The 16,458-nt window shown below is 63.5% G+C and carries 13 protein-coding genes and 1 pseudogene; 10 read left to right on the top strand and 4 right to left on the bottom strand.

What is annotated here, in order from left to right; genetic code table 11:
* Positions 1 to 19 precede the first annotated feature (19 nt).
* The 5 genes from AC50X9_RS14510 to AC50X9_RS14530 all read left to right on the top strand — a co-directional run bounded on the left by AC50X9_RS14510 (position 20) and on the right by AC50X9_RS14530 (position 6,906).
* Positions 20 to 1,399, top strand: coding sequence for an MFS transporter (locus AC50X9_RS14510; protein WP_494894454.1), 1,380 nt, complete (start codon positions 20 to 22; stop codon positions 1,397 to 1,399).
* Positions 1,400 to 2,999: 1,600 nt separating this feature from the next.
* Positions 3,000 to 3,734: a DUF5058 family protein gene (locus AC50X9_RS14515; protein WP_494894455.1), complete on the top strand. Its 735-nt coding sequence runs from the start codon at positions 3,000 to 3,002 to the stop codon at positions 3,732 to 3,734.
* 22 nt (positions 3,735 to 3,756) lie between these two features.
* A complete protein-coding gene (locus AC50X9_RS14520; RefSeq protein WP_494894456.1) occupies positions 3,757 to 4,488 on the top strand; it encodes a hypothetical protein in 732 nt (243 codons plus the stop codon).
* 53 nt (positions 4,489 to 4,541) lie between these two features.
* Entirely contained in the window at positions 4,542 to 5,789 is a 1,248-nt protein-coding gene (locus AC50X9_RS14525; protein ID WP_494894457.1) for an amidohydrolase, read from the top strand.
* An 85-nt stretch (positions 5,790 to 5,874) separates the two neighbouring features.
* Positions 5,875 to 6,906 carry an Lrp/AsnC family transcriptional regulator gene (locus tag AC50X9_RS14530; RefSeq protein ID WP_494894458.1) on the top strand — a complete coding sequence of 344 codons (1,032 nt, stop codon included), beginning with the start codon at positions 5,875 to 5,877 and terminating at the stop codon, positions 6,904 to 6,906.
* 192 nt (positions 6,907 to 7,098) lie between these two features.
* On the opposite strand, the gene AC50X9_RS14535 is transcribed toward AC50X9_RS14530, so the two are convergent.
* Positions 7,099 to 7,488, bottom strand: a complete 390-nt coding sequence (locus tag AC50X9_RS14535) for a hypothetical protein (protein WP_494894459.1) — start codon at positions 7,486 to 7,488, stop codon at positions 7,099 to 7,101.
* A 174-nt stretch (positions 7,489 to 7,662) separates the two neighbouring features.
* Here AC50X9_RS14535 and AC50X9_RS14540 point away from each other — a divergent pair, with 174 nt between their 5' ends.
* A complete protein-coding gene (locus tag AC50X9_RS14540) occupies positions 7,663 to 10,221 on the top strand; it encodes an AMP-binding protein (protein ID WP_494894460.1) in 2,559 nt (852 codons plus the stop codon).
* A gap of 292 nt (positions 10,222 to 10,513) precedes the next feature.
* Here AC50X9_RS14540 and AC50X9_RS14545 read toward each other — a convergent pair whose 3' ends face one another.
* Positions 10,514 to 10,720, bottom strand: coding sequence for a hypothetical protein (locus AC50X9_RS14545; RefSeq protein WP_494894461.1), 207 nt, complete (start codon positions 10,718 to 10,720; stop codon positions 10,514 to 10,516).
* A gap of 500 nt (positions 10,721 to 11,220) precedes the next feature.
* Here AC50X9_RS14545 and AC50X9_RS14550 point away from each other — a divergent pair, with 500 nt between their 5' ends.
* From AC50X9_RS14550 to AC50X9_RS14560, 3 genes are all read left to right on the top strand, one after another.
* The gene (locus AC50X9_RS14550; RefSeq protein WP_494894462.1) at positions 11,221 to 11,430 is read left to right on the top strand and encodes a hypothetical protein; all 210 of its coding nucleotides are present in this window, start codon (positions 11,221 to 11,223) and stop codon (positions 11,428 to 11,430) included.
* 85 nt (positions 11,431 to 11,515) lie between these two features.
* Positions 11,516 to 11,794: a hypothetical protein gene (locus AC50X9_RS14555; protein ID WP_494894463.1), complete on the top strand. Its 279-nt coding sequence runs from the start codon at positions 11,516 to 11,518 to the stop codon at positions 11,792 to 11,794.
* Between the two features lie 38 nt (positions 11,795 to 11,832).
* Positions 11,833 to 12,594 carry a hypothetical protein gene (locus AC50X9_RS14560; RefSeq protein ID WP_494894464.1) on the top strand — a complete coding sequence of 254 codons (762 nt, stop codon included), beginning with the start codon at positions 11,833 to 11,835 and terminating at the stop codon, positions 12,592 to 12,594.
* A gap of 2,221 nt (positions 12,595 to 14,815) precedes the next feature.
* Here the strand turns inward: AC50X9_RS14560 and AC50X9_RS14565 are convergent.
* Positions 14,816 to 14,902 (bottom strand): annotated as a pseudogene (locus AC50X9_RS14565) (ubiquitin-like protein Pup); the annotation flags it as partial.
* A 292-nt stretch (positions 14,903 to 15,194) separates the two neighbouring features.
* Between AC50X9_RS14565 and AC50X9_RS14570 the strand changes: the two are divergent.
* Positions 15,195 to 15,407: a hypothetical protein gene (locus tag AC50X9_RS14570; protein ID WP_494894465.1), complete on the top strand. Its 213-nt coding sequence runs from the start codon at positions 15,195 to 15,197 to the stop codon at positions 15,405 to 15,407.
* 627 nt (positions 15,408 to 16,034) lie between these two features.
* Here the strand turns inward: AC50X9_RS14570 and AC50X9_RS14575 are convergent.
* Positions 16,035 to 16,458 (bottom strand): hypothetical protein (locus AC50X9_RS14575; RefSeq protein WP_494894466.1); only part of this gene is annotated, 424 nt, incomplete at its 5' end.

Below are 16,458 nucleotides of genomic sequence, written 5' to 3' on the forward strand. Positions count from 1 at the left end.
CAACTGGAGAACCATGAGCATGTCCACACACAGTTCGAAGGCGAACCAACGTCGCGTCGCCTTTGCAACCGTCATCGGCACCACCGTTGAATGGTACGACTTCTTCATCTACGCCACGGCAGCCGGCCTGGTATTCGCCCAGCTGTTCTTCGAACCAGCCGGCTCCTCCATCGGACTGCTGCTGTCCTTCGCCTCCGTCGGCATCAGCTTCCTTTTCCGACCCCTCGGCGCCTTCCTGGCCGGCCACTACGGCGACAAGATCGGCCGCCGCGCCATGCTTGTGCTGACCCTGATCCTCATGGGCGTCGCAACCACCCTGATCGGCTTCCTGCCGACCTACGCGACCGCCGGTATCATCGCCCCGGTCATGCTCCTGCTGCTGAGGATCCTGCAAGGCATCTCCGCCGGCGGTGAATGGGGAGGCGCCGTCCTGATGGCGGTCGAGCACGCCCCCAGCGACCGCCGCGGACGGGCCGGGGCTTTCCCACAACTGGGCGTCCCACTGGGACTGCTGCTGGCCTCCGGCGTCACAGCACTCATGACCGGGGTAGTTTCCCCTGGGGCAGCCTTCCTCGAATGGGGATGGCGCGTGCCCTTCCTGCTGAGTATTGTTCTCGTTGCCGTGGGCTACTTCGTACGCCGCGCGGTGGACGAATCCCCCGTATTCCAGGAAATCGCTGCAGCCAAAAAACAGCCCAAGACACCAATCGTGGAGCTATTCCGGCGCCACGGACTGCTCGTAATCATCGCTGCCCTGATCTTCGCGGGCAACAACGCTGCAGGGTATATGGCAACAGGCGGCTTCATCCCCAGCTACGCGACCAGCCCCGCTGTCGGTCACGGACGCACTGACGTGCTCGTCGCAGTCGCTTACGGTTCTGCTGTCTGGCTTATCTTCACCTACCTCGCCGGATACCTCTCGGACAGGATTGGCCGCAAGCGCACCTACTTCATAGGCTTCGGCACCCAGTTGCTAGCCTGCTTCCCGCTCTTCTGGCTGATCAACACAGGATCCTTGGCGATGCTCTATCTGGCGCTGACTATATTTACCGTCGGTCTGGGACTGGCGTATGGCCCGCAGGCTGCCCTGTACTCGGAAATGTTCCCTGCCTCGGTTCGCTTCTCGGGTGTGTCCATCTCTTATGCTTTAGGAGCGATCCTGGGCGGCGCCTTTGCCCCGACTATCGCCACAGCATTGGTGCAGGCCACAGGCGGAACCGAAGCCGTTTCCCTGTACCTGGTCGGGATGACACTCATCTCTCTTGTGGCCGTCTCACTGGTGCGGGACCGCTCAGGTATCGACCTTTCCATCCGGAATCAGGCCGAACAGGAAGTTGGAGCCCTCGTTTTTGACCGGCGCACGGCGGACGTTCCAAATGAGTTCATCCGCACCAACTGATCAAGCCGTCATTCGGGGCTGGGGCTAGCTGACAGGGCACTGGCCCCAAGCGCGGCGGATGCTCGCCGTCGAGCCGCATGAATGAATCACAATGCATGAGGACCACAATGGCTTGCTCGGCGGTGTGGGTATCGCCGCGATCGCCGACGCAAGCTGTCCAGCCGAGAAGATCCCATTGAGGCCATCCGGGCACTGCGGGGCAGCGGCACGGACCTGGTGATTGACGCCGTCGGCCGTTCCAAAAACGTACAAGCAGGCGTTCTCACGGCGCAATGCGGAGCCTTGCATGCCCCACTTCTACAAGGGGCGGCCAGTGAGTGTCGGTCATGCGGTTACGTCACCGTTTGCCCATGAGATGTTCGGAAAGGAGGAACGAACAGCCATGACCCATGTCGACTCCCAAACTGTCCAATGCCGCCTCGGTGGGTGTCTGGTAGGAGTCGTCGCCGACGCTTCGGAGAACATTAGGCCAGAGAGGAGCAACATCACGCACAGCGTGAACCTGTCGTGGCCCGCACCATCACGACAGACTTCTGGACCAAGGAACATAATGGGCAAGAATGAGGGTGTGCACAATGTGCACACCCTGGGCTTCGGATCGAGTCGTACTGGTGCCGGATTGGGCCGGATTGCGGAGGTTTTCGGGGGAGCGGCGGAAATTCAGGGGCTGGAACCCGGTTCGAGTCCCACCTCGGGCACAGTGTTTCCGCAGGTCAGCGGCTTTTTTGGTGTTTTTTCGTGTGGACAGTGTCCACACTCTTGCCTCGGATCTGATGTCCCGGGTGTGTGGGGTCCCGGAAGGACCTATTTGGTTGTGTGGGGGAGCGGCTGACTACGGCGGGCCGCGTACCGCCCTGTGTGGTCGCTTCTGGGTGTTCATCCTCGTCCGTCCTTTCCGTTGGGTTTTCGCGTTCACTACTTCATGGTGGCTAGGGCCGCGTACAACATGATTTGATGATTATTCTTTCGATCGGGCTCGTGCTGGGTCCGGTAACGGTTTTTCGCTCAGGTACCTGTTCATGCGGGAAGGTGGGCGGAACGGCATGACCTGGCAACCGATCCGGAGCTGATCATGAGCTCGCTGAGCCTCGCCAGTCGACAGGCGGGGCCGGCCTCGGGGGCGATTTTCAGGAACAGGTGGGCCTTGCTGCCATCGCCTTCCCGTCAGTTAACCCGCCGCCGGCACCCCATTTTCCCTTCACCGCCGCATCCGGCTTCTGGTATCCGCCATCGCGGCCCTCCCAGTTTTGGCGGTGGGAGCTGGCCACGTTGCCCTCAATCAGATCCCGACGAGCCCTGCCTCCCCGGCGTCAACGCATGCTGGTCGAGCAACACGGAGACGACCCAGACCGGATCTTTACTGAGGCCGCCGCTGTACGAAGGTACTGCCCGGGGCGAGGGCGACAAGCCGTCACTGGCCGAAAACATCTGGCCGGAAGTGCACACCCCCCTTTAGCCTTTATCGACTATTTAATGGCAAGACGGTTGACTTTTGGACATCAAATGCCGTCTCATTGATGAAATCAGTAATGATGCAGATCACAGTCATGTTAGATCGACATCACACATGGCCATCACATGAATCATCAAAGGAGTGCGGATGCACAGCTTCGCCGTTGACCCGGGTTCGACCGACATCAGCCCAGTGTCTTTCCACCCTGTCCTTTGGATCTGCGCGGCCGCCGTGTTCGCGGTCATCGTGCTCCAGTCAGTCATTTACCTGCGCGCGATCCGCAAGGCCGCCAGCTCGGTCAATCTCACGGACGAGCAGGTCTTGGGCTCGGTCCGCCGTGGCGGCATCGCCGCGATCGGACCTTCGCTTGCCGTCGCCCTTGTGGCGATCTCACTCCTGCCGCTCTTCAGCACGCCGGCTGTCTTGACCCGCATCGGCCTGGTCGGCTCCGCAGCCTTCGACGTCGCCGCGGCGGGCCTGGCAGCCCAGTCGCAGGGCGCGCAGCTCGGTGGCCCCACCTATACCCAGAAGGTATTCGCGATTGGGTTCGCGGCGATGACGCTCGGTGGCCTGGTGTGGATGCTCACGGCGCTCATCCTCACCCCCATCCTGTCCAAGGGCGACGAAACGCTGCGCAGGGTCAACCCGGCCGTCATGACCGTGGTCCCGACGGCAGCGATCCTCGCCGCGTTCATCACGCTCGCCTTCACCGAGACCACCAAATCGGGGGTCCACGTTCTCGTTTTGCTCGTCTCGGCGGCCGTGATGGGCCTGTGCATCGCCGCCGCGAAGTTCTTGAACAAGCCCTGGCTGCGCGAGTGGGGCCTCGGCATCTCGATCTTTGTAGCCCTTGCCGCCGCCTTCCTTGTCACCGCCAAGTAGCACGAGCCCAGGAGAACCGCTCATGTCCTCTAAAACAGCATCCCTCGACGGACTCGCACAGTTCGATCGCACCACGTCCATCTGGGGCCCCATCACCCTGGGGCTTGGCTTCCTCGTCTCCCTCGCCGCCGCGCTCTTCACGGCGTTCGGAACGGGCCTCGGTATCACGGGCCAGGAAGTGTGGACTGCGTTCGGCATCGTCTTCGCGACGTTCGGCATCATCGCCGTCGTCGAGCCGATCTCCTATTACCCAATCCTCGGACGCTCCGCGATGTACCAGGCGTTCATGATCGGGAACATCGCCAACAAGCTGCTCCCTTCCGCACTCATCGCCCAGACCGATCTCGGCGAGAAGCCGGGCACGCGACGGGCCGAGCTCATCGCGGGCGCTGCGATAATCGGCGCGGCGATCGTCCACATCACCACGCTCATCATCCTCGTGGGCTTCCTCGGCACCTGGCTTTTGGGCCTCTTGCCGGCGGGGGTCGTCGCGGTGGCCCGCCTGTACATCCTTGCGGCTGTCTTCGGCGCCGTAACGGTCCAGGCCGTTGTGTCGATGAAGAACGCGCGGACCACGATCATCGCCGCAGTTGTCTCGGCCCTCGTCGTATACGGCGTGATCCGGCTTGCGCCGGCGCTCACCAACTACGCGACGGCGATGTCGGTCGTTGCCGTGATCATCGTCGCGTGGTTCGCACGGAAGCGCGCCGTCGGGTCGGCGGCGACCGACGCGCCGCCGTCCGTCGGACACTGAGCTCCGCGAATAGAACAGAACACAACAGAACCTGACTGACACGAAAGGCCACCATGACTGACGCCAACACCACCGTCGCCCTCGCTACGGGCATCAAGGTTCCCGCGGGCTTCGTCGCCGAGCACGTCGAAATGTACAAGGGCTTCCACCGCGCGCCGGAGCTGTCCTCGGTCGAGCACCGGACGGCCGAGGCGATCGAGGCCCGGCTGACCGAGCTGGGCATCGAGCACTTCCGCTCCGGCGGGACCGGCGTCGTTGGTCTCCTGACCAACGGCGAGGGCCCCGTGGTCGGCTTCCGCGCGGATACGGACGGCCTGCCCATCGCGGAGGCCACCGGTCTCGACTACGCGAGCACCACCACCGGCACGCTGCCCGACGGCAGCGAGGCGCCCACGATGCACGGCTGTGGCCACGACACCCACATCACCGCGGCCCTCGCGGCAGCGAAGTACCTCACGGCTAATCGCGGCGCGTGGCACGGGACCGTCGTACTCCTCTTCCAGCCCGGCGAGGAGACTGCGTGGGGTGCCAAGGCGATGGTCGACGACGGCCTGTGGGACCGCGCGCCGCGTCCCGAGGTGGTCCTGGCGCAGCATGTCATGCCTCTCGCGGCGGGGAAGTTCTGGTTGCGTGCGGGGAACATGGCAAGCCTTGCCGATTCTTGGCGGATCACTGTCCGTGGCCGCCAGGCCCACGGGTCGCAGCCGGAGAAGTCACTCGACCCGATCGTCGCGGCGGCCTCGATGGTCCTGCGCCTCCAGACGATCGTCTCGCGCGAGCTCGCCCCGATCACGCCGGCCGTCGTGACGGTCGGCACGTTCCACGCGGGCCTCAAGGAGAACATCATCCCGGAAACCGCCGAGTTCAGCGTCAACGTGCGCACGCCCGACGAGGACGTCCGTGCCCGCGTCCTGGGCTCGATTCGCCGCATTGTGGCCGCCGAGGCCGCCGCTTCCGGCATCGAGGACCCCGCAATCGTGGAGATCAACCGGTTCCCGCGCCTCTTCAACGACGCCGAGCACACCGCGCGCGCCACGGCGGCGCTCCTGGCGGGCTTCGGGCCGGACTCCGTCATCGCCGAGCCGCTTGGCATGGGCTCGGAGGACGCCGGCTGGCTCGGCGACGCGATCGATGTCCCGGTGGTCTTCTGGTCCTTCGGCGCGTTCCCGGCCGAAGCGTTCGCCGACGGCGCCTCGCCAGCAGGCAACCATTCGCCACACTTCGCGCCCGATGCTGAGCTCGCCGTGGTCAACGGCACCGGTGCAGCGCTTACGGTGCTGTTCGAATACGTGGGCAAATAGCCAAGGCACGACGGCGGGCAGCCACCCGCCGTCGTGCGTGCGCCCTTATGGGCGGCGCCCCCCGGGGGATGAGAGGATGATACGCATGCTCGATGACCTCGACTGCCAGATCGTGGCAGCCCTTATCCGCAATGGCCGGGCCCCGTGGAGGCTCATCGCCGAGGTGCTCGGGCAGCAGGAGCGCACTGTAGCCCGCCGGGGCAACAGTCTCCTCGCATCCGGGGAGGTGCGCGTGCAGTCTTTCCCGAACCCCGTGGCGCTTGCGCCCGTGGATCTCTACATGCTCCGCGTCGCCGCCGCGCCGTCCGCCATCACGACGGTGGGGACGTGGCTCGCCGAGCGACCGGAGACGCACTGGATCAGCTCTCTGTCCGGGGCGAGCGAGTGCATTGGTGAACTCTTTCTCGAACGGGAAGCCGTGGGCCCGTTTCTGTACGGCGAGCTCGCCGCGCTCGATGGCGTGCAGGACGTTTCGCTCGAGCCGATATTCGAGTACTACCGCACCGTCTCGGGCTGGCGGCCGGACCTCCTCACCCGGGAGCAGTACGAGGCGCTCAGCCCCTCTGAGCAACCGCATTTCGCCACGCAGTCCGCGGAACCCGGGATGTCGCGCCTCGACGAACCGAACCGCGCTTTTGCCGAGCTCCTGCGGGCCAATGGCCGCAGGACAATCGAGGAGCTGGCCACTGGCCTGGGCGTGTCAAAGGCCACCGCGAGCCGTCGGCTCGAAACACTCATTGCCAACGGCGCAGTGTACGTACGTGCCGTCCTCGACCCGGCCTCGATCGGATATCCGGTTGAAGCCCTCCTGACTGTGCGTGCCAATGCCCTCGCTTTAGACGCCGCCGGACGGTACATTGCTGATTTGCCGGAGACGCGGTGGGCCGTCAACGTCCCTGGCCGCATCCTGGTTCAGGCCGCGGCCCGGAGCCTTGTGGAGCTGCGCGGGGTGATGGAGGGAATCGCAGCACATCCCGGCGTGGCCGGCGTGGACGTCTCGCTCTTCGCCGGGGTCTTCAAGCGCAGCACTATTGCCTACCGCAACGGGAAGCTCCCGCGGGCCGGAGTCGAAGATAGCTGGGAAGGGAAGCCGCCCGTACGATCCCTGAAGGATTGACGGTTCACCGACTTCAGCTGATGTGCCTACCGGCGGCAGCTGGCAGCATCGTGGCCCGGTCGGCGCCGATCAGCTCCGCAGGGCGCCTCCCGGTGTTTCGGGACTTCTCGACGGCTGGTCCCGTGCAGCCATCTGCTGAGCTGGACGTTGAATTCCTCCGGCGCGGCGAAGCTCGGGCCGGCAGCGATTCGATCATGGGTTCCTCCTAAAGACTGTCCCAGGGTCAGAAGTCGTTCCTTGACGAGGGGTGATGAGTTTGTCCTTGGTCTGCTTGGCTGTGGGACCGGTCGGGGAGATGAGGATCTGTGCGGTGAAGATGGCCATGTTCTGGCCGCGGGCCACCATGAGGGACATGTAAGTGAGCGGTACGTCGCTCGGGTGCCGGAGGGATTTCGGTCCTCCGGGGTCCATCCGGACGACGAGGATCGCCTTGTCTCCGACGCCGTCGATGTCTTGGCCGTACGGCACTGGCCGAGACAGAAATGAAGCGCCGCCCTGATGGAATTCGATGGAGAACATGAGCGAGTCCTGTCCGGGCGTGTCCAACGCGACGAAGGACTGCTTCATCGGGACCAATTGCATTCGTGGTCACCCTGCCGGCCGTGCCTCAAGCCACGCCCTCGGGTGGTGGCTCTTCGGGCCGCCCTGACGGGCTCCGTTCAGACCGACATTTTCAATGACCGGCGAAGGGGTATTACGCAAGACTTTTGTACCTTAATTTTGCTTAGGTGAGCCTAATCTACTACCATCGTCCGGGTGACCACGCAGCTTGATTTCATGCGGGTACCCTTTGCCGCTGATCTTGCGAGCTACGGGGACAGCCCCGCCATTCTCACCGACAACATCGCGGTGACCTACCGGGAACTGGCGGAGCGCGTCGACGATCTTGCGGTCCGGCTCGGCACCGAACGGCGCCTTGTCGCGCTGGCCGCAGCGAACGACCTCGAATCGCTTGTCGCCTATCTGGCGGCACTGGTGGGCGGGCACCCCCTGATCCTCCTGCCCGAGGACAAACCAGCTGCCTTGGAATCCCTCGTTGGGGCCTATGACCCCGATGTGCTTGTGCGGTCAAGGAACGGGCGCATCGTCCTCGAGGAACGCAGGCCGGGCACCAGGCACACGCTGCATCCGGATCTTGCCCTCCTACTGAGCACGTCCGGGTCCACGGGCTCGCCCAAGCTTGTACGTGTGTCGCATGCGAACCTGCAATCTAACGCGGAGTCTATTTCCGAGTACCTGAACATCGGTCCGGGCGACCGTGCGGCGACGACGCTGCCGATGTCCTACTGCTACGGGTTGTCGGTGATCAACAGCCACCTGCTCCGCGGTGCGGGACTGGTCCTCACTGACCTGTCCGTCGTTGATCCGTGCTTCTGGGAGCTTTTCCGAAACCGCGGGGCGACGTCATTCGCGGCCGTTCCCTACACCTTCGAGCTGCTGGAACGGGTGGGGTTCGCGGATATGGAGTTGCCGGGCCTGCGCTACGTCACCCAGGCCGGCGGCCGGCTCGCACCGGAGATGGTGCGACACTATGCCGGGCTCGGGCGCCGTATGGGCTGGGATCTATTCGTGATGTACGGACAGACGGAGGCCACCGCCCGGATGGCATATCTGCCGCCTGAGCTCGCGGCCACAGTTCCCGGGGCCATTGGCATTCCCGTCCCCGGAGGCGCCTTCCGCATCGATCCCGTTCCCGGCCTGGATCATGGCGAACTTGTCTACACAGGCCCGAACGTCATGCTCGGCTACGCCGAGAGGGCCGAGGACCTCGGCAAGGGCCGGGCCATCGGTGAGCTCCGTACCGGCGACCTCGCCCGGCAGCACCCCTCAGGAGTCTACGAAGTAGTGGGGCGCCGCAGCAGGTTCGTCAAAATCGTCGGCCTGCGCGTTGACCTCGGGCAGGTGGAGCGGCTCCTGGCCGACCTCGGCGTGCAGGCAGCCAGCGCCGGGACCGACGACGGCCTCGTCGTCGCCGTTGAGGGCGAGCACGACACGCGACTGCTGGGAAAGGTCCTGGCCCAGGGCATGGGGCTGCCGCGTGCCGCTCTCCAGATCCACGTCGTCGAACATCTCCCGCGCCTGGCCACGGGCAAACTGGACTATCAGGCTGTCCTGGCGCTGTCCCGGGCTGAGCCCGAACCCGTGCGCGCGCATGCGGACCGGTCATCCGACGGCCCCGGCACCGTCCGAAGGATTTTTGCGGACGCCCTGGAGGTCGCCGACATTGCCGACGGCGATACCTTTGTCTCCCTGGGCGGGGACTCGCTGTCCTACGTGGCGGCATCGGTCAGGCTGGAACAAGCCTTGGGTCATCTCCCGCCGGATTGGCACGTGACTCCGGTCCGGGACCTGGAACCGCTGCCCCGCACTGCTCCGGCCGGGAAGCTGCGGCGATTCTTTGCGCCGCTCGAGACAAGCGTCGTGCTGCGGGCCGTGGGGATCGTCCTGATCGTCAGCACACACGTCGGTTTGTTCAGCTGGCAGGGCGCGGCCCACGTGCTCATGGCCGTGGCCGGGTACAACTTCGCCCGCTTCCAGCTCTCGGGGGAACGTCTCCAGCGCCTGCGGCGGCAGCTGGCCAGCCTGGCCAGGATCGTCGTGCCCAGCATGGCGTTTATCGCCGTCGCCTATCTGATCACCGACAACTACACACCTGCCAATATCCTGCTCCTGAACGCCATCGTCGGGCCGGAGGCAGTGACCACACAGTGGCACTTCTGGTTCATCGAAATACTTGTCTACCTGCTCCTGGGAATGACGGCCCTGCTGGCCGTTCCGTGGGTGAACCGCGCCGAGCGGCGGTTTCCCCTGCTTCTTCCGCTGGCTCTGACCGGAGCAGGGCTGCTCACCCGTTACGAACTCGTGAACCCGGGGGTGCCAAACACGGCGCCGGCCCTCTGGCTCTTCGCACTCGGCTGGGCCATTGCACGGTCCCGGACGGTAGCCCAACGCTGCGTGGTCTCAGCAATTGCAGTACTCACCGTACCGGGGTTCTTCGACAACGCGACCCGGGAAGTCACGCTCCTCGCCGGGATCCTGATTCTCATCTGGCTGCCCAGCATCCCTGTGCCGAAGGGCCTCCGCCGTCTCACGGTGGTGTTGGCCAGCGCCTCCCTCTACGCGTACCTGGTCCACTGGCTGATCTACCCGCCCCTGGCCGGGATAAGCCCGGCACTGGCCGTCGCGGCCTCGCTCGCCGCGGGGGCAACATACTGGGCTCTGTGCTTGCGCGTGGCGAACGCGGTCACCCGCCGGAGGATCCGCACGAAGAATTCCCACAAACAAGTTCCCCCAGCCCTGTCGCGAACCGCTTGACCGGCTCACAAGGCTATTGCTCAAGGTCATCGTCCTGGAGTGCAAGGAAGTAGTAACTCCCTGTATTCAGCACCCTGAATTGGATGGCCCAGAGTGGTCGATCCGACCAAACTTGCCTACGTCGCACACCTGCGCGACCCGGCTCTCGATCGGAGGGATCGTTCAGGCAACCGGAATCACCCGCTCCAGCCTCTACCGTCACCTGCCGCCCCGGCCACCAGCGACGATGACCGCCTGGAACCAGCAGAACGCCTGAGGGATCGGCTCCAGAGCCTGTGGCGGTTCCGATCCCTCAGGCGTCGTGAAGTTCCTCCAGCGTCCAAGCGAGAACGAGGATGTCGGAACCGGACAGGGTCTTCAGGCCGTAAATGAAGGCGTCCAGGTCCCATGCCTCGGCGTGGCCTCCGTGTGCCCAGAAGCCGAGCGAGAGATCCAGCAGGGTGAAGTTTCCGTCGTCGAGGCCGTTCCTGGCCGCCCGGCGCAGAACGTTGACGTCCATTGATTTCCTCCCGTACCGGGTGTCCTTCCCGGAGCCTCGAGGACAGATGATGGCGAAGGCCGGCTCAGCCAACCGGCTTGCCTTGGCTTCGCGATGTTCTTGTTCAAGCTGTTCCTCTGAATCCCGGCGGCGCTGGCCCACGGCGCTCGTATGCTGCGGGGACGGTTTGCCGGGGTGATCTCCAAGCGGGGTCGGCACGGGTTCTTCCTCGCCGCCGGGAGAGAAGCGACCTAACGGCGCTGTGCGTTCTCGCTCATCTCTGCATGGTCCCACCGGGTCGCGTCCGAAACTAGGGCAGTTTTCCCGCTGGCTCCAGGGGACTGAGTCTCTGAGCCAGTGCTCATGGGCCGAAACGTCAGGGAGCTCTGACAAAACCACAGCATCGCGTGCCGCCGCCCAATAGGTTCGGGGACTGCCTACGGCGTCGGCTTGGGTGGGATTGCGCGGGTGGGTAGCAACGCTGTCTTGTGGTGAGGCTGACGCGTTTCTAGCATTGGGATATGGACGCCCGGTCCCGGGCCCGAAACCTTGTCGCAACCTGCGAGATGTCTTTAGACGAAATTTGGCTCGCCTATTTTAGCGTCGGCGGTAACGCCGGGCCCTTTGAGCTGGAAGCCTTCATCTACGGTGTTGACGTGCTTGGTCAGATCGACCTGATATTGCTTGAACGCGCACTGACTGATGCGCGCCCGCCTGACGTCGCTGTCTAACTCAAAGGGACGTTTCGAAGAGACTCCGCACGGGCAAGGGCCCCGCTGTCAGTTTCAGAAGTCCTCTGCCAAATCAGGTTGGCTTGTGAAGCTGATTACCGCGGCTCTCTCCCTTGGAATCACATTGAGCATCATCGCCGGTGAGTTTTGCGCTTTGTATGCGTTGACGATCGGTGAGGGGACCACAGCGCTAGCCAAACCAGTCTGCGCAGCGATTGCATTCAGCCTTTTGATCATTGCACTCGAGTTCCTAAAGCCAATCCTGGACGCGCTCAATGGGGTCTGGAAGACCGTCTACTTCGCCGTCATCGTTCTCTCAGTCTTCCTAGCGATGATGCTGTTCTGGAACGCACTACCCAAGTGAAGACGAGTCTTGTCCCACCCCTCCAGTAGCATCGTCAGGTGAATGAAAATTGGACGTGGCTGGGCGAGCAGTTCGGCAACATACTCGGTGTCCTGGGTCTGGTGACCGGTGTCTGGTTCTACTTACTGTCACGTAAGCTGAAGCGGTTCGGTTGGGAAGTCATTACCGAGACGAAAATCCTGTCCCGCAAAAGTCGGTCACTCCCGCTCAAGGTTGTTTACGACGACCTGGAGGTCGACAGCCCGAACATCGTCGTTCTGCGCGTCGGCAATAGCGGTAAGGCTGAGATCCACGGTGACGACTTTGACGGCCCTGTCAGGATTGAGTTCAACGAATCGCGGCTGTTGGCTGCAAGTGTTAGTCGGAAGCTAGATGAATCCATCAATATCGACATCGTCCGGGACGGAGACAAATCCGTCTCATTTACGCCGCGGTTGCTAAACGTTGGCGAGTGGGTGGAGCTTCAGTTCGTGACTGACGGGCTCTTGGAAGTCCCGAAGGTCCACGCCCGCGTGGCTGGGCAAAACGGCGGATCCCTTGACGTTACGCAGGCCCGTAAAAAGGTGTGGCAGCCTCTGAACTGGGTTGGACTCGCCGTGGCATCGTTTTCACCGCTGGCGTCGTCGCTAATCCTGGGGAAAGACTGGCAGGGCCTCGGTCTCGGAGTCGCTATTGCGGGCTTTGCGCTGTTCGCGGTGGCGAGTGCTCAAATTTCTTTCAATCAAGGGTGGAAAAAGACAAAGCGTCGGTCACGCACAGAACCCGCATCCGAGTCGGAGTCTGACACCGCGAGCGTTTAATCCTCTTGCCGCCACTCCGTGGTTGGCTCATTATGTGAGCAATGGCCACAACCCTACAAGCTGATTCATTTGCACCGGCGAACATAAAAGAGCGAGCCGTTCTTGATGCAGACGTAGCAGCCGGGATCTCGTCCCTCACTCTCAAATCCAACCAAGGACTGGCGGTGGGGGATTTCCTGTACCTGGGCGCTTTAGCCCAGGAGGGTTGCGAGAAGGGCATCATTCGATCACTCACTGGCGCCACCGGGGTCACGCTGACAGCCGATATGCCAGCGCAGCATCACTTGAGCGGCGGACTTGCCGTACTTCTCACCGAGAGCAAGGATCACCGGCTCGTCAAAGCTGCGCTTGGCCGACTCCCGGTAGGAAGTGATACCGCCGATCGGGCCACGGAAACCTCATCCACCTATCGCAGATTTTGTCTTCTGGGGACGAGGGTCCCAAAGGCTTCCACTGGGCCGCCGGCCGAGGATGGTGCCGTCGCTATGATTCCCTGATTCCCTGATTCCCTGATTCCCTGATTCCCTGATTCCCTGATTCCCTGATTCCCTGATTGGCGCATGGCTCTGGCGAATACGCGGGGCGCCGCCCGGTCATGCGGCTGCCGGCCCATCGGACGATGGAAGGGGTGAAGGGAGGTGGAATCGTAATGCAGGGCCTAGCGACCGACAGCCTTGCGCGGTCTGCCCAAAAGCCCGCACTGAGCGAGAACACGACAAGGTTGTTGCCGCACGCGGGGTTCAACGATGTCGCGACGGAGAAATACCGCACCCTGTCAATGCGGGGTGCGGCTGTCTGGGGGAGGTCTTTGGTGGGGAGAATTGGGGGTGTGGACAGTGTCCACACTTTGCGTCGCGGACTGGGCCGTACCGGTACCGGACTGGCCCGGATTCGGGATGTTTTGGCGGGAGTCCAGTGTTTGCAAGGGCTGGAACCCGGTTCGAGTCCCACCTCGGGCACAGTGTTTTCCCTGCTCAGGGGCTTTTTGGTGTTTTTTCGTGTGCACATTGTGCACACTCTCGCCTCTGATCTGATGTTCCGGGTTTGTGGGGTACCGGAAACGGCCTAATCGGTTGTGTGGGGGAGCGGCTGCCTACGGCGGACCGGGTACCCCCTTGCGGGGTCTCTTCTGGGTGTTCATTCTCGGTTGTCCTTCCGTTGGGTTTTCGCGTTCACTACTTCATGGTGGCTGGAGCCGCCTACTACGTGATTTGCTGAGTGTTCTTTAGATCGACCCAGGTTTGCGGCCGGTCGGGAATTCCGCTCCGGTACCTGTTCATACAGGAATGCATCGGGAACGGCATGACATGGCAGCTGATCCGGAGCTGATCATGAGCTCGCTGGGCCTGGCCAGTCGGTAGGCGGGCCGGCTTCGGGGGCGATTTGCAGGAACTGCTGGGCTTTGCTGCCATGGCCTTCCCACCAGTTAACCGACCGCCGCAGCAATGACCCGGGGCTCTTGAGAGATGTGGCCCGCCGACGACCCGGCATCGGCCCGTCCTCCTCCGGCCAGTCGTTGACCAGCAGCCGGTCCGGTTCGTTGGAGAGGGCCGCCACGATGGTGGGTGCAGGTACACCAGATACCCTGCCGTGATCCGGATCGGTGGCTGTTCAGGCATGAGCGAAGACTAGACCGGGGCGCCGACACCCGCCATTGGCGCGGCGACTGTCGGCTCCGCCAGCGTCACCTTCACAGCTCATAGATACCCTTGGACGCCTCCGGGTTTCTCTTCATCCACGCTCCAACGATTTCCTCAGTCATCTGCGCCGCCGTGAGATTCGCTCCCGTCCGTCTCAGACCAGCGGCGTGCAGTACCTTGGCCTGCTTCGGGGGGAGTTGTACCCAGCCAGTTCGGGCGAGCAGTTGCCGGGTGAACATGACCGCATGGAGGGCGTCTGCCTCCTGAATATTGTGGTGAGGCGGAGCATCGCCAAGAATCCCGGCCACGAACTCAAAGTAAGCTTTCAGCAGCTCCTCGTCGCGCCTGTCCTTGAAGGAGCCGTCGGGATTCGTGAAGTCCAAGATTCTGCCCTCAGGCAGCAACGGGACTTCCGTGAGTATCGGCCGCACGTGAGTGTCAGGACGCAGCCTCAATTCTTTCCGCAACGCCCGGATACCGCTCTGGAGCGTCCACTTAAGCGCCTCATATGCCGCACCACCAACAACGGCGTTGGCAACTGCGTCAGCGAAGAACTGCTGCGAGAGAAAGTCGCTTGCGCCTTGGCCGCCCTTGCGGACGAACGCCCTGACGAACTTTTCAGCATTTTGCTCGAGGACCTCGTCGATTTCATTCAGGAGGTCGTCAGCATCCTCGGGCCTGCCGGATCCGCTGCCCTCTTCCTTTTCGCTCATGATGCTGTCCTTTCAGAAGAGTGTCGTAGGAAGGATAGTCCTGGCGGGAACGACGCAATAGCCCCTGACTGCATCCGGTACTGACGCGATGTCGACCGTTTCAAAGGGACCCTGCGCTCCGCCCACGAACCAGTACGCGACACGGGGCCCAGACCCCGCAGCGGGTTCCTCCTGTCGACCGGTGCCCGGTAGGGGTCGTGCCGCACACACGCCCTCCAACAACCCGTCCTCCCAAGGGGCGCTCACCATGACCGACACCCCCGGCACCGCCGACGACCAAGCCATTGCTGAAGTGCTGGGCGCCATCGGTGCCGGCGCGGCCGCCGAACGGCGAGGCTCCGCGGCCCGCGGTCACCACGTGCCGGTTCGCGGTCATGGTGGCACCGGTTCGCCCCGGTTGGCCATAGTCGCCGCTGGCCACCGCCGGTGCTTCCTGCCGCGGGCTATTCCGCCGGCATGAACCGTTCGGCGACGGCCTGGAGGTCTGCCGCCAAGGCAACCATGGCGGACTTCGGCGGTTCCGGTTCTCTCGCGGTTCGCCGACGCTGTCGCCGAACCACTTGTGCCAGACCGGTGGCACCGCTTGAGGCCCCGTGAACAATGCCATGGAGGCTGCGTGGACGCGCCCCACGGTGGAGTCCGCAACGTCGGCGCCGGAGTCGGCCAGGCCCGCGCAATAGGCCCGGAGGCAAAGGGCTTCCAGGCGGTAGAGCTCTTCCCCGCCGAGGGCGTCCTGATTGACCCAGCCGGCCAGCAGTTGGCCCAGGTCGAACCCGGCGCAGGCGCCCCGTACATTCCCCAATCGATCACCGCGAAGTCTTTGGAACCTTCGGCACCGCCTCCGTGGCTTTCGATCAGGAGGTTCTGCGGGCTGGCGTCGCCGTGGGCAGGGAGAACCGGAAGGGCGGTGATTTCGTCCGCGAGCTGATAGGCCTGGTCAGCAAGGGAGCGCAGTCCGGCTATCAGGCACGGATTTGCGGCTTCGGCAACAGCTGGAATCTTCCAAAGGTCCTCGCCCCGGATGCCGGGGAAAAAATACGAGCGTGCCGGGGCCATCCAGGTAGAAACGCACCCTGTCCACGTCCCACTAGTCGGAAATGCCGGGGCCCAGCTTCCCGACGGCGCCGCTTCCGGCGAGTCTGCCGAGCAGCGTCGCGGCGTCCCGGCATCGTACGTCGGTCCACTCCGCCCCTAGGCATTCCGAGATGTCCTCCATCCAGATTGCGGTGCGCTGCTCATCCAGTTCGTCAATGCGGTAGACCTCGGGGAGCCGGCCGCCGGCGTTGATACAAAGAAGGATTCCGGTGTCCGGCCCGGAGACCCCGGTTATAGGGTCTAAGGCCGCCCCTTGACTCTCACCATGAAGCCGGAGCTTCGGAACGACGACGTGGGCCGCTGGCTGGTAACGAGGCTTGTATCTCTTAAGTACCCCCTGTTGAGGTGGGTGGTCGTCGTTTACGGTGGCCTTGGGAGGGGCCGGGGTGGTTCCGGTTTTCGGCTGGGCGTCATGG

Source organism: Pseudarthrobacter sp. HLT1-3 (assembly GCF_059383535.1).

Excerpts from the sequence above, each read along its gene's own strand:
- AC50X9_RS14545 (WP_494894461.1), bottom strand. The coding sequence starts at position 10,720 with ATGGACGTCAACGTTCTGCGCCGGGCGGCCAGGAACGGCCTCGACGAC.
- AC50X9_RS14550 (WP_494894462.1), top strand. The coding sequence starts at position 11,221 with ATGGACGCCCGGTCCCGGGCCCGAAACCTTGTCGCAACCTGCGAGATG.
- AC50X9_RS14570 (WP_494894465.1), top strand. The coding sequence starts at position 15,195 with ATGACCGACACCCCCGGCACCGCCGACGACCAAGCCATTGCTGAAGTG.
- AC50X9_RS14535 (WP_494894459.1), bottom strand. The coding sequence starts at position 7,488 with ATGCAATTGGTCCCGATGAAGCAGTCCTTCGTCGCGTTGGACACGCCC.
- AC50X9_RS14510 (WP_494894454.1), top strand. The coding sequence starts at position 20 with ATGTCCACACACAGTTCGAAGGCGAACCAACGTCGCGTCGCCTTTGCA.
- AC50X9_RS14515 (WP_494894455.1), top strand. The coding sequence starts at position 3,000 with ATGCACAGCTTCGCCGTTGACCCGGGTTCGACCGACATCAGCCCAGTG.
- AC50X9_RS14520 (WP_494894456.1), top strand. The coding sequence starts at position 3,757 with ATGTCCTCTAAAACAGCATCCCTCGACGGACTCGCACAGTTCGATCGC.
- AC50X9_RS14525 (WP_494894457.1), top strand. The coding sequence starts at position 4,542 with ATGACTGACGCCAACACCACCGTCGCCCTCGCTACGGGCATCAAGGTT.
- AC50X9_RS14530 (WP_494894458.1), top strand. The coding sequence starts at position 5,875 with ATGCTCGATGACCTCGACTGCCAGATCGTGGCAGCCCTTATCCGCAAT.